Annotated in this window: 12 protein-coding genes and 1 pseudogene; 5 read left to right on the top strand and 8 right to left on the bottom strand. The window is 65.8% G+C overall.

What is annotated here, in order from left to right; all coding sequences use genetic code 11:
- Positions 1–69: 69 nt before the first annotated feature.
- Positions 70–897: an SDR family oxidoreductase gene (locus OG716_RS08780; RefSeq protein WP_405137157.1), complete on the bottom strand. Its 828-nt coding sequence runs from the start codon at positions 895–897 to the stop codon at positions 70–72.
- A gap of 234 nt (positions 898–1,131) precedes the next feature.
- Between OG716_RS08780 and OG716_RS08775 the strand changes: the two genes are divergently transcribed.
- The gene (locus OG716_RS08775; protein WP_405137156.1) at positions 1,132–2,064 is read left to right on the top strand and encodes an alpha/beta fold hydrolase; all 933 of its coding nucleotides are present in this window, start codon (positions 1,132–1,134) and stop codon (positions 2,062–2,064) included.
- A gap of 19 nt (positions 2,065–2,083) precedes the next feature.
- On the opposite strand, the gene OG716_RS08770 is transcribed toward OG716_RS08775, so the two are convergent.
- From OG716_RS08770 to OG716_RS08755, 4 genes are all read right to left on the bottom strand, one after another.
- Complete coding sequence (locus OG716_RS08770; protein ID WP_405137155.1) at positions 2,084–2,587, bottom strand: thioesterase family protein; 504 nt, start codon at positions 2,585–2,587, stop codon at positions 2,084–2,086.
- Positions 2,588–2,625: 38 nt separating this feature from the next.
- Positions 2,626–3,306: a TetR/AcrR family transcriptional regulator gene (locus tag OG716_RS08765; RefSeq protein WP_405137154.1), complete on the bottom strand. Its 681-nt coding sequence runs from the start codon at positions 3,304–3,306 to the stop codon at positions 2,626–2,628.
- A 51-nt stretch (positions 3,307–3,357) separates the two neighbouring features.
- Positions 3,358–4,134 carry an alpha/beta fold hydrolase gene (locus OG716_RS08760; RefSeq protein WP_405137153.1) on the bottom strand — a complete coding sequence of 259 codons (777 nt, stop codon included), beginning with the start codon at positions 4,132–4,134 and terminating at the stop codon, positions 3,358–3,360.
- Between the two features lie 92 nt (positions 4,135–4,226).
- A complete protein-coding gene (locus tag OG716_RS08755) occupies positions 4,227–5,333 on the bottom strand; it encodes an NADH:flavin oxidoreductase (RefSeq protein ID WP_405137152.1) in 1,107 nt (368 codons plus the stop codon).
- Positions 5,334–5,584: 251 nt separating this feature from the next.
- Between OG716_RS08755 and OG716_RS08750 the strand changes: the two genes are divergently transcribed.
- From OG716_RS08750 to OG716_RS08740, 3 genes and pseudogenes are all read left to right on the top strand, one after another.
- Positions 5,585–5,905 (top strand): antibiotic biosynthesis monooxygenase, encoded by a 321-nt coding sequence (locus OG716_RS08750; protein WP_355121750.1) that lies wholly within the window; start codon positions 5,585–5,587, stop codon positions 5,903–5,905.
- Between the two features lie 74 nt (positions 5,906–5,979).
- A pseudogene (locus OG716_RS08745) lies at positions 5,980–6,372 on the top strand (DUF1295 domain-containing protein); the annotation flags it as partial.
- Positions 6,369–7,478, top strand: coding sequence for an FAD-dependent oxidoreductase (locus OG716_RS08740; protein ID WP_405137151.1), 1,110 nt, complete (start codon positions 6,369–6,371; stop codon positions 7,476–7,478). The pseudogene OG716_RS08745 and the gene OG716_RS08740, both read left to right, overlap by 4 nt.
- Here the strand turns inward: OG716_RS08740 and OG716_RS08735 are convergent.
- Both OG716_RS08735 and OG716_RS08730 read right to left on the bottom strand, forming a co-directional pair.
- On the bottom strand, positions 7,471–8,958 hold the full coding sequence (locus tag OG716_RS08735) for a phospholipase D-like domain-containing protein (RefSeq protein WP_405137150.1): 1,488 nt from the start codon (positions 8,956–8,958) through the stop codon (positions 7,471–7,473). The two genes, OG716_RS08740 and OG716_RS08735, sit on opposite strands and share 8 nt — an antisense overlap.
- 121 nt (positions 8,959–9,079) lie before the next feature.
- Positions 9,080–10,456, bottom strand: coding sequence for an ABC1 kinase family protein (locus OG716_RS08730; RefSeq protein WP_405137149.1), 1,377 nt, complete (start codon positions 10,454–10,456; stop codon positions 9,080–9,082).
- On the opposite strand from OG716_RS08730, the gene OG716_RS08725 reads away from it, so the two are divergent.
- Complete coding sequence (locus tag OG716_RS08725) at positions 10,437–11,270, top strand: TetR/AcrR family transcriptional regulator (protein WP_405137148.1); 834 nt, start codon at positions 10,437–10,439, stop codon at positions 11,268–11,270. The genes OG716_RS08730 and OG716_RS08725 overlap by 20 nt on opposite strands.
- 180 nt (positions 11,271–11,450) lie before the next feature.
- On the opposite strand, the gene OG716_RS08720 is transcribed toward OG716_RS08725, so the two are convergent.
- Positions 11,451–12,608, bottom strand: a complete 1,158-nt coding sequence (locus tag OG716_RS08720) for an esterase/lipase family protein (protein ID WP_405137147.1) — start codon at positions 12,606–12,608, stop codon at positions 11,451–11,453.
- Between the last annotated feature and the right edge of the window lie 57 nt (positions 12,609–12,665).

The raw sequence follows: 12,665 nt of genomic DNA, 5'->3' as shown, positions 1-12,665 counted from the left end.
GCAACACACTAGCGTGGATGCGACGTCCCCACCAGGCATGACAACCGCAATATCGAATCCGGATTCAGATTATCCGGACTCGGCGACGCCCTTCAGCAACTGCCCCTGATACCGCCTCATCCCGGCCAGCCAGCGGTCGTAGTCGGAACCTTTATGCCGGTACATGTCCAGGACCTCCGGGTGCGGCAGGATCAGGAATCGCTCGTCGTCGACGGCCGCCATGACCACCTCGGCGACCTCCTCCGGGTTCAGTACCGCGCCCGCCGAGGTGACCGCCCGGGTCGCGGCCTCGCCGATCGCGTCTCCGGAATTCTCGCCCGCGCGCAGCAGCTTGGTCTCGACGCCCATCGGGCACAGGCAGCTGACCCGGATCCCGCGGTCGCCGTAGGTCACCGACAGCCACTCCGCGAATCCGACAGCCGCGTGTTTGGTGACCGAGTATGCGGCCGAACCGATCTGGGTGAGCAGACCGGCCGCGGATGCGGTGCCGATGAAGTAGCCCTCACCGCGCTCGAGCCAGCCTGGAACGAGCAGGCGGGCGGCGCGCACATGCGCCTGGAGGTTGACATCGATGGTCGTCAGCCAGTCTTTATCGGCGCCGAGGCCGACTGGTCCGGCGACGCCGGCATTCGCGAAATACAGGTCGACCGGGCCGAACTCCGCTTCCGCACGGGCGATGAGCGCCTCGATCTGCGCAATGTCGGAGACGTCGGCGCCCATGGCGACTGCCGCGCCGGGATGGTTCTCGCCGATCGCCGCGACCACGCTCGCGGCGGCTTCGGCATCCAGGTCGGCGACCACCACCCTGGCTCCGTCGCGCACCAGCCGCGCCGCGAGCGCACCGCCGATTCCGCCGCCGCCACCGGTGACCACCGCGATCTTTCCCGCGACCTGCACAGGATCTCCTTCCGAGTCCGAGACTCGAATCCCCTGGATTCGAGTGGATAATCTCGCCTGTCTACTCGCCTCGGGTGCCGAATTTCAAGGCCCGAATGTCCGCTCTGCGCTCATCGCGATGTCTAACTCACTGCAGCACATACCATTTCGACCAATAGTTGAACTCAGCGTCACTTTTGCATAGCGTGTGTTCCAGCCGGGACCGGCAGCGCAGCATGTCAGGTGGAGGACGATATGACCGCTCGAGATCTGCTCGACGATTGGCAGCGGCTGGGCAGCCGTCAGGTGGCCACCAATGGCATCGAATTGCGCGTCGTCGAGCACGGCGACGGCCCCGCGGTGGTGTTCTGCCATGGCTTTCCCGAGCTCGGATTCTCCTGGCGGCACCAGGTTTTCGCGCTCGCCGACGCGGGTTTTCGCACCCTGACCCCGGATATGCGCGGCTACGGCGGCAGCTCCCGGCCCGATCCGGTCCAGGACTACGACCTGCTGACGGTGTGCGCGGATCTCATCGGACTACTGGACGCCCATGGTCTCGAGGATGCGATCTTCGTCGGGCACGATTGGGGCGCATCGGTGGTGTGGCAACTGGCCCGCGCCTATCCGGATCGCGTGCGCGCCGTCGCCGGGCTGAGCGTTCCGGCCACCCCGCGGTCCGCCGCGCCGCCGGTGCCCATCCTGCGTTCGCGGCTCGGCGACGATTTCTACATGTGCTGGTTCCAGGAGCCCGGGGTCGCCGATCCGGTCCTGGCGGCGGACGTCCGCCGCACGCTGCTGCAGGACGAGGTGCTCAGCTCGCACACCTTCCTCGACACCGAGAAGGCCGAGCCGCCACTGCCCGAATGGCTCACCCCCGCCGAATTCGACTACTACGTACAGACTTTCACCGCGACCGGCTTCACCGGCGGCCTCAACTACTATCGCAATCTGGACCGTAGCTGGGAGCGAACAGCCCACCTCGCCGATGTGAAGATCATGCAACCGTCGCTGTTCATCGCCGGGTCCGAGGACCCTGTCATCCGTTTCACGCCGCTGGCGAAAATGCCTGCGGTGCTGGCGGATCTGCGCGGTTCCCTCATCCTCGAGGGCGCGGGCCACTGGATTCAGCAGCAGCGACCTGCCGAAGTCAATGCCGCCCTCATCGACTTCGCTCGCGAGATCGGCTGATCAGCGGGAGATCGGCTGATCAGACCGCCGGCGCGGTACGCAATTCCAGCACACCGTATTCCGGGGTGATCCCGCAGGCCTCAGTCGCGGCGATGCGCCGGTCGAGCCGTTCGGCGATGTCCTCCGGGAACGGCGCCGGGCGCCGCGATTCCAGATCGATGTTCACGGCCAGGAATTCGAACGAGTTCGCGACCTCACTCGTCGTCAGATTGAGCAGGTACGACACCCCGCGCAATGCCTTGGCCGTCCGGCCGATATGACCGACGTGCACCGAAACCTCGTGCCCGACAAGCACTTCACGCAGATACTTGACGTGCTGCTCCTTCGCGAACGACCCGAACTTGCCCGCGTGCGCGCGGTATCCGAGGTCGCGGTGCGTCTGCCACAGACCTTCACCGTGCAGCCCGTAGTAGTGCATCACGTTCATATGCCCGTTCCCGTCCTCGAATTCCGGCGGGATGACCCGGCCGAATCCGCGAGGGAGTTCGAGCACCTGGGCGAAGGACGGCAGCAGCGCGACCATGAACAACCTCTCCTCGCCGGTGGCCTCGTCGCCACCGGTCAGCCGAGCCCGATTCCGGGGCCGGCTTCCGAGACCGAGGATAACTCGGGTTTCAGCTGCAGCCCATTGATCCACAGCTGGGTCAGGGTCGTCACCAGCTTCTCGAAGGAGATGCGCTGGTTCTGCACAAAAACGGTATAGGCCATCCGGCTCACCATGGCCGACAGCGCGTGCGCGGTGATCATGGGGTCGAGATCGGCCGCGGCCTGCCCGGATTCCTGGAGCGAACGGATCAGGCGCGCATTGCGCTGCACGAATGCCCGGCCGCGCTCGACCCGCATGCGCCGGAAGTTGTCATCGACATGCGCGACCTGCTCGAACAGCGCCATCAGACGCGCATTGCGCTTGTAGGACAACAGATAATCGCGATTCGCGGCCTCGATGAGCGCCCGCACATCGGTGATCCCGCTGCGCGCCTGCACATGCGGATGCAGCATCTCCTCCTGCACCTGCTCGACCAGCGCGGCGAAGATTTCTTCCTTATTGTCGAAATAGGTATAGAACGACCCCGACGCCATCCCCGCTGTCTTGGAAATGTCCACGATTCGCGCGTCCAGGTACCCGTCGCGTTCGAAGACTTCACGCGCCGCCGCGATCAGCGCGGTGCGTGTCCGTTCACCGCGCTGGGTCCGCGGCGCCATGCGTCCGGGCTCGTTCTCAGCCGCAATGGATTCGGACACCTGCGCTACTCACTGCCTGTCGATCGGCGGACATTCCGGTGGGCTACCGTATCACCGCCGCGGAAGCGCTCCGGTACTGGTGAGAATCGTTTCGGCGACGAGGGCCGGATTGTCGATCATCGGCACATGCGCGACGCCGGGCAGAATCTCGAAGCGGGCCTGCGGAATTCGTTCGCGGGCGATCCGGCCGTTGACGTCCACCGGGAGGATGGCGTCCAGGGCCGACCAGGCGAGCGTTATCGGGCAGGGCAGCGGGTCCAGCGGCGCGATCTCCTCATGGTTGCCGAGGAGGTCATCCGCGACCGTGCAACCGAGGAGGTCTCGTGCGGCCTCGAGGGCCTGCGCCGGTGACAGTCGCTCGCCTCGGACGGCGATATCGCGCAGCGCCAGCCGCCGGACGATCGGCGAGCGCATGGCGAGCGGTTGCAGTGCGGGTGTCAGCCGGGTGAGAGCGATCATGCGGCGCAGCTTCTTCACACCGGAGGTCTGGCCGGCCGCGCCCGCATCCCAGAAACCCGCTGGTGAAAGCGCACAGACACTTTCGGCGCGGCCTCGCCGCGCGAGTTCGACGGCCATCCAGCCGCCCAGTGAGTTCCCCGCCAGGTGGACCCGTTCCAGGCCGAGGTCGTCGAGTACCCGTTCCGCGTCATCGACCAGGTCGCCGACCATGGCCGGGCGCCGGACCGCCGGCGGGCCGCCGCGATGCCCGAGCGCCGTCAGCGCGACCACGCTGTGGTGGGCTGCGAGCAGCGGGGTGACGTCCTGCCATGCCCGCGCGGACATGGTGATGCCGTGCAGCAGGACGAGCGGCGGCCTATCGGGATTCACACGGTGAGCTTCGCATGCCTCTCGAGCGATGGAAAGCCTGTGCGCACACGACTTCCCGGCGCTCGATCGGGGGCGGCCCGACGTGATACGGCCTACCGGAACGGCGTGATTTCCGAAAGTCGGCCGTCGTGCACCTTGTTCACCCATTCCGGGTCGGCCAGCAGTGCCCGGCCGAGCGCGACGATATCGAACTCGCCGCGCTCGAATTGCTCCTGCAGCACCTGAAAGCGCTGAGCCTGGGTCTCGTCGATTCGATTACCGTGGAAGACGCTGTCCACTCCGACGGAACCCACGGTGATCACCGGCAGTCCGGTGATCTTCTTGGTCCAGCCCGCCAGGCTCATATCGTCTGCGTGCTCGGTGAACTCGGGCTGCCAGTGCCGCCGCAGCGACGTGTGGAAGATATCCACGCCGGCTTCCACCAGCGGCGTCAGCAACTCTTCGAGCTCTGCGGGAGTCTCGGCGACCCGGGCCGTGTAATCGGCGCCCTTCCACTGCGAATAGCGGTAGATGATCGTGAAATCAGGACCGGCGGCCTCGCGGACGGCCGCTACCACGCGAGCGGGGAAACCGGCGCGCCGCCGCAGCGTTCCACCGTATTCATCCTGCCGGTGATTGGTTGCGGCCCAGAAGAATTCATCGAGCAGATACCCGTGCGCGCCGTGCAGTTCGAGGCCGTCGAATCCGATGTGCTTCGCCAGCGACGCCGACTCCACATACGACTCGACCAGCGTGTCCAGATCGCGGGTGGTCAAGGACTGCCCCACCTGCTGACCGTTGTGGTCCACGCCGGACGGGCTCACAGAGGCAACCTCCGGCTCGAATTTCGGGCTGTCCCCCCGTGTCACACCGGTATGCCAGAGCTGCGGCACAATCGCGGCGCCTTCGGCGTGCACCGCCTCCACCACCGCCCGCCAACCGGCGGCACTGTCATCGTCGTAGAACCGCGGCACCGCCGCCTCCGGCCCGGCCGCCGGGCCCCGCACGTAGGTGCCCTCGGTAATGAGCAGCCCCGCACCACCGGCCGCATGGGCGCGGTAGTACTCGATGTTCTCCGCATTCGGAACACCGCCCGGCGACTGCATTCTTGTCATCGGGGCCATCGCGAACCTGTTCCGCAACCGCAACGATCCCGCCCGGAACTCGGTGAAGAACTCATCAAGCTGGATCGAAGGGTCCTCGACCGCTCCTTGTGACATGAGGCACATTTCCTTCCGGTTCGACCACTGCACTTCGAATTCCGGAAAAACATCGCCGGCGCCTCAGTCATTCCCTCGCCCGAGTCGAACCGGCCCGAGCGGTCAGAAATCGGCATCGGGCGGCCTTCTCACCGTGATGTGAGATTCCCGCCCCGATGCGGCGGAAGGTTAACGGGCTGAGCGCATCTCAGGACCGGAGTGGCGGGTGGAAGGTAGCCTCGGACCCGAACGATCAGTCGAAAGGGCGAACGGTGTCCGGTGAGAATTTGTTCAGCGTCTTCGGTCGAATGACGGCGCTGCCTGGCCAGCGGGACGAGTTGATTGCCCTGCTGCTGAAGGGGTTACGCGCCAGCGAAGATGGCGGCCTGCTCAGCTACAGCATCAACACGGCATTTGACGATCCGGACACTATTTGGCTGACTCAGCTGTGGGCCGACAAGGACGCACATGATGCGACCACGCGGTCCGAGGCGGTCGTTGCGGCCAGTGGTCAGGTTGCTCCGCTTTTGGCACAGCGGCCCGAAGGGTTCTACGGGCAGGCTGTCCATGTTCATGGCGGAATCTCCGACTAACTGGAACACGTTCTAGGTACGGTCATCGGATGAGCAAGACCGAATCGATTGTGCGTGTCGGGATCGCGTATGTCCTCGCCTGGTTGGACATCGTCGCGTGTGTGGTCGGTATCGGTGCGGTGGTGCTGGAGTTCATCGCCGATCTGCAGATGTACCGCTTCGCCGCACGTCGCCGCCCCGGCCAGGCGATGGATCGGGGACTGTGGAGTTGGTCCCGGCATCCGAACTACTTCGGCGAGTTCAGCTTCTGGCTCTCGCTCGGGCTCTTCGGACTGGCTGCGGCACCGCAGGACTGGTGGTGGGTCTTCCTCGGCGCGATCGGTATGTTCGCGATGTTCCAGGGGGCGAGCATCCCGATGATGGAGCAGCGCAGCCTCGAACGCAGGCCGGACTACCAGGATGTGATCGACCGGGTACCGCGCTTCGTTCCGCGTCCCCCGCGCAAGCAGCGGGAGTTCGTGGCGTGAGCAGCCCTCGCATTGTGGTCGCGGGGCTCGGCGACACCGGTCTGCTGACCGCTATACATCTCTCGAAACATGGCCGCGTGGTTGGTATTTCGAGCAAACCGGGACTGGTCAGCGGTCAGGAGCTCGGTATGCGCCTGTCCCGCCCGGGCGAGTGGGCGCGGGATTACTGGGTGCCCTTCGATCGCTATCAGCGGCTCGACCCGGTGCGAATCGTGCACGGCACGTTGACACGGTTGGACCTCGCGGCACAGCAGGTCCATCTCACCGGACCCGACGGCGCCGGGGCTATCGAGCCGTACGACGTGCTCGTGATCGCTACCGGCGTGACGAACGGCTTCTGGCGGCGGCCGGATCTGCAGACCAGCGACCAGGTCGCCGCCGCGATCGCCGCGGATCACGAACGTCTCGCGGCCGCCGACTCGGTCATCGTGCTCGGCGGCGGGGCCGCTGCGGTGAGCGGCGCCCTGAACGTGGCCACCGCCTGGCCGGAGAAGCGGGTGGACCTGTATTTCCCTGGTGAGCGCGCGCTTTCGCACCACCACGGCAGGGTGTGGAGCACGCTGAGCAAGCGGCTCGAACGGTTGGGTGCCGGGTTGCACCCACACCATCGCGCGGTGGTGCCGGACGGATTCGGCTGCGACGAGATCACCAGCGGAACCGTCGAATGGAGCACCGGGCAATCGGCGAGCAGTGCCGCTGCCGTGCTCTGGACGGTCGGCCGGGTCACTCCGAATACGACATGGCTGCCGGACGAGCTGCTCGACGAAATTGGTTTCGTCGTGGTGGACGAGTATCTCCGGGTCCCCGGTGCGCCGGGCCTGTACGCGATCGGGGACGTCGCGGCGACCGACCCGCTGCGCACATCGGCCAGAAGCCGCGCCGACGGCCTACTGGCACACAATATTCGGGCCGACCTGGCGGGCGGAACACCGAAGCCGTTCGAACCGGCAGCCCGGCGCTGGGGTTCGGTGGTGGGCACCCAGCGCAATAGCCTGGAGGTGTTCAGCCCGGGCGGTCAGGGCTTCCGAATCCCGGCGTGGTCGCTGCTGCAACCGCTCATCGTGCGGCGCGGCATCTACGGCGGGGTCAGAAAACCGGTCAGCTGAGCGGGTCCGGCCCGGTGGCCTTCAGGCGGCGCAGACCCCAGCTCAGTAATGGGTTGTCCCACAGGCTCGGTGGGGTGCGTTCGGGATCCATCAGTTCGTTCTCCGCCAGCGGACTGTCCTCGTCCTCGACCGTCTCCGGATCGAACCGCACCAGGGTCCGGCCGCTGCCGCGCAGGGCCTCGACAGTGCTGCGCAGTGAGGACGTCTCGGCGAGGGTGGCATCGAATTTCGCGGGCTCGGCATCGAGATGTTCGCAGATCAGCTGACGCCGGATGCCGAGGATGGTGTCGCGCAGCAGATCACCGTTCGCGGTGTCCGGGGTGACCTCGACGACCAGATCGCATTCGGAGTCGAATCCCATCGAACGGTTGTTGAGGTTCGACGAGCCCACCCGCAGCAGCCGGTCGTCCATCACCAGCACCTTGGCGTGCACATAGATCGGTGCACCGGCCGCGGTGACGGGATAATAGACGCCGAGCCGGTTTTCGGTATCGGCCTGCCACAGCAGGTGCAGTAGGCGCCGGCGAGCCCCGTCCATTGCCTGTTGCTCGAGCCAGCCGTCGGCGTGCCGCGGCAGCACCAGCACGATCTCCGGGCCGTTCGGCTCGCGCAGCCGCGTGGCGATCGCCTCGGCGAGGTGGCGCGAGGCCAGATACTGGCTCTCGATGTACAGCGATCGCTCGGCGCCCGCGATCGCCGCCAGATACAGCGCCTCGATCTCGCGGACTTCGGCGCGATCAGCGAGCGCGGGCAGGGTCCGTGCGATGCCCACATCGACGGACCGCATTGTCGGCTCGAGGCCCTCCGGCCACGGTGTATCCCCGGCGATCTCGTCGACCGGGTGCAGCTGCTGTCCCGTGGCCGCTTTCCATCGGGCCCGGGCCAATTCGCCGATCGCCTTCGCCGCGTCGCCGTCGACGGCGGTGGTCGCATCGTGCCACGGTCCGTACCGATTACCGCTCGGCTCGGTCCGGTAGTGATTGTCGTCCCGGTGATCGCTGGTGTCCCAGCGGTCGACGGTCATATCGATGCCGCCGCAGAACGCCAGCGCGTCGTCGATCACCACGATCTTCTGATGATGTGCCGAGCCGATCGGGTGCGCGGCATCCATTTCGAAGTGCAATCGCCGATCGGTCATCCAATTGGCGACGAAGATCGGCGTCATCCCGCGGCCGATCGCCGCGAACGCGCCGATATTCCATTTCAGTAGGTAGATCTCGAGATCCGGGCGCTGCTTCGGCAGCCAGGACAGGAATTTGCCCAGCCGATCCGGACCCTCGAGGGTCTTGTGCTGCGGTTCGAACTTGATCCGGGTGTCGAAGTCCCAGCCGATCAGCACAATGCGCTTGCGGGCCTGCAGCATCGCGGACTTCGCGTGCCGAAAATAGTCGGCCGCATCCACAATGCACGCCAGGCGATCGGCCTGCGCGATCTGCCAGCAGGTCTCGCCGGGAGTGAGGATTCGGTGCTCGTCGCTCATACGCAGTCAGTCCCCTCGTCCGGCCGGACACCCGTCCCCGCAGATGAACAGTTCACAGTACTGCGGTCGCGGATCTCAGTTCCATTGGGCAGGTGCGGTTTCCAGCGGACTGCGGTGGCCGTCACATTCGGCGCGCGGCCCGCCACCGGGCGATCTCGCGGCCGATTTCGGTGGCCGGGGGCTCGTCGTAGAGCCACTCGCGTGCGATTCCATGCCAGTTGCCCCTCGTCCTCAGTTGACCGAGCGCGGCGAAGGTGAACAGATCCGCCCGCCGTGAGAAGACGTGCTCGGGCGGCAGCATTTGCTTACGCATACCCCGGAATTCGACGGATCTGGGGTTGACGGCCAGTATCACCGCCCCGGTGGCGAGCTCGGGGGTGATGGCGATCTCCTCGTCGAGCAGATGCCAACCTGCTGCGGCCCAGACGTATTCGAGGCATTCCTGCGGGGTGACGCCCGCACGCGGATCGATGATGCCGCGCTCCACCCACAGCTGGTACAGATCGTCGGCGCGGTGTTCGCCCGCGGCCCGCAGCGCGGTGCGTTCGAAATCGACGTGTGCCGGATCCATGTGGTTGTAGAGCCCGAAATCCACGAATCCGAGACGGCCGCTCGCATCCAGCAGGATATTGCCCGGATGCGGATCACCGCAGAATTCGTAGTCGGTGAACAGTGAGCAGATGTAGAAACGGTAGATGAGCTCGCCGATCCGATTCCGGTCGTCATCCGGCAGCGCCTGGATCCGATCGAAGGACTCCGCCTCGAGGAACTCCGTCACCAGAACATTTGGCGCACAGTACTCTTCGATACTGTCGGGGACGACGATGAACGGATGATCGCGGTGGCGCATTGCCACTCGATGCTGGGTCCGCGCCTCGCGCACGTAATCGAGTTCGCCGCTGATATTGCGGGCGATCTCGTCCAATACGCCGGCATCGGCCGCGCTGGGCAGCGCGGACTTCCAGAGCTTGCTGAAGAATTCCAGATTGCGCAGATCGGCTTGTACGGCCTCGTCCACACGGGGGTACTTCGCCTTCACCGCGACCGCGCGCCCGTCGTGCAATCTCGCCCGATACACCTGGCCGATCGAGGCGGCCGCGATCGGCGTCTCGTCGAATTCGGCGAAGACTCGCGCCAATGGCCCGAGATCGTCCTCGATGACCTTCCGCATTGCCGTGAAGGACACCACGGGCGCACGATCGCGGAGTTCGGCGAGCTTGCCGCGGAACAATTCGCGATGTGATTCCGGAACCAGGTCGACGTCGAGCACCGAGAGCATCTGCCCGAGTTTCATCGCGGCGCCCTTCATACCGCCCAGGACCGTGACCAATTGCTGTGCGGCCTGCAGGGAGGATCGTTCGGCGAGAATCCGCCGGGCCTCCTCGGGCTGTCCGATCATCGACAGCCTGGTCCCGACCCCGCGCACGGCCTGCCCCGCGGCCAGACGGCCCAGCTGACTTCCGCGTGTGAGTCGCCCTTTGGACACCCGATCGGCCATCTGCGCACCTCCGCAGGCCTGCGCGCGCAGCGGCCGCACGCCGCGATCGGCGCCCGTGCCGTGCCACGTCGGCCATAAATTCCTGTGGCGCAATAACTTACAGCCTATTAGCGATCTTCGACAGCCTAAGATGAGCAAAGCTCAATTTTCACGATACGGCAGGGAGGCCGGGATGCCGCCGAAAGCACGACAGCGTCGTCGTCCGACCCAGGAGCGTTCGCGGGCCACCAGGGAGCACATCCTGGACACCGCGTCGCGATTGTTCGGTGAGCGCGGAATCGCCGACACCTCGACGAACAGGATCGCGGCGGAAGCGGACGTCAGCATCGGCACGGTCTATCGGTATTTCTCCGATCGCAGCGTGATGGTGGACGAATTGCTCGCGCGACTGCTCGATCAGCTCGAGCGGCGCTTCACACAGTGGCTGTCCAGTCTGTCGCAGCAATCGAATCCACAAGAGCCGCTGTCGACGAGGCGGGTGATCACCGAGGTCTTGGAGGTGTTCGCCGAAGAACTGGTCGTCAATGCGAAATTGGTGCGCGCACTCGTCGCGGGAGTGCAGTTCTACAACAGTGGTCTTCCGGAGTTCGAGACTCGCCTGCACCTGCTGATGAAGGTGCTGTTGATCCAAATTCTCGGGCCGGGTGACGATCACCAATACGACGTGATGACATTCGTTCTGGTCAATACCGGGTTCGCGGGGGTATTGCGCGCATCGGCGCTGGAGGTCGACAGTCACGAACGTCAAGAGGCGGTCGCCATGACCGCGCAGATGATGGCCGCCTGGATCGAGTCCGAAACCGGGCGGCGCTAGGGAAGACAGGCGCATGCCCACCGGGTTCAGGGCAGATCCCGGTGGGCGCGCCCGCAGGCTTCGGACCCCGTACGTGTCACCGAAAGGGGGTCCGGACGCACTAGAGCCGGTGCGAGCCTGCGGAGAGTACCGGGCGACATCGGGAGTCGGACGACATCGGCGCCGGTACGGCTGTGAGGGTCAGAGCGATCCGCCGCCGCCGATGACCCAGGGGTTGAAGGTGCACTGCAGGTCCGGATGTTTCGCCGGGTCCAGTGCCCGCAGCGCGATCGACAGCGCGCGCGGCGAGTACATGATCGTCAGGTGATCGGACACGTCTTGTTCGCAACCGTCCTGCAGCAGGATGTTGTCGACGTGCGCGCCCGGACCGGCCTTGAGGAAGGTCAGATCGTAGGGGTTGGTGACCTCGTCGTAGCGGGTGCCGACCACGGTGTAATCGATGCCGGGCACGGTGTCACCGCCTGCATTGAGCTTGTTGACGAAATCCGAGCCGATGGTCTGCTGGATTCCCGCGTGGCCCACGAAGAGCTCGACGAAACCGAGGACATCGATGCCGAAGTTGTTGACGGCCCGGCCCAATGCGCCGATGCCGTCGAGCGAGGTGCCGTGATTGGTGGCGCCGTAGGTGATCATGTGCTGCACCTTCGGGCCGCCGCCCTCGAACTTGGTGTACCAGCCGGCCATCGGACCGCCCTGGGAGTGCGCGACGATGTCGACCTTCGGGGCGCCGGTCGCGGCCAGTACCCGATCCACGAAGGTGGCCAGCTGTTTTGCCGAATCCTGGATGTAGCCGGTGCCCATGACGCCCGGGAGCACCGAGCCGAGTCCGCCGCCCTGGGCGATATTGGATCGGCCGTAGTTGAAGGTGAAGGTGCAGAATCCGGCGTCGGTGATCGGCTTGCTCATAAACGCGAAACCGTTGTAGGCGTTCATCCACGTGCCGTGCACAAGCACCACCGGGCGCGGGTGTTCGGCGCTGGGTTTGCAATTCCAGTCGTTGGTTTCCGGGGGCGCGGCATCGGGGTTGGCCAGGCCGTACCCGAAGGCCGCCGTCCATGACGTCATGGCCGGGCCGTAACCCTGTGTGTCGGAGGAGTATCCGCCCGACAGCCCGGAGCTGGACCCGGACCCGCCGAAGCAGTCACCGGAACCGTTGCCCGATCCCGCGCCACTGCCGGAGGTGCATGCCGATCCGGTGCCGACGCCGGCGACCGGTCCCGCCTGCTTCAGTCCCGCCGCGATGTAGTCACCCAGCTGCTGTTCGGTCGGCGCCGCGTCGGGTGCGGCCTCGGCGCTGGTTCCACCGAATCCGACCGCCAGCAGCGAGACCCCCGTCATGACCGCTGCTCGTATTGCCCTTGGGCGGGTACTTCGTTTCATTTCGTGCCTTCCTGC

It is taken from the genome of Nocardia sp. NBC_01388 (assembly GCF_045040085.1).
GTDB lineage: Bacteria > Actinomycetota > Actinomycetes > Mycobacteriales > Mycobacteriaceae > Nocardia.
The sequence above is the reverse complement of the archived record's forward strand: the minus strand, read 5'-3'. Positions and strand labels throughout refer to the sequence as shown.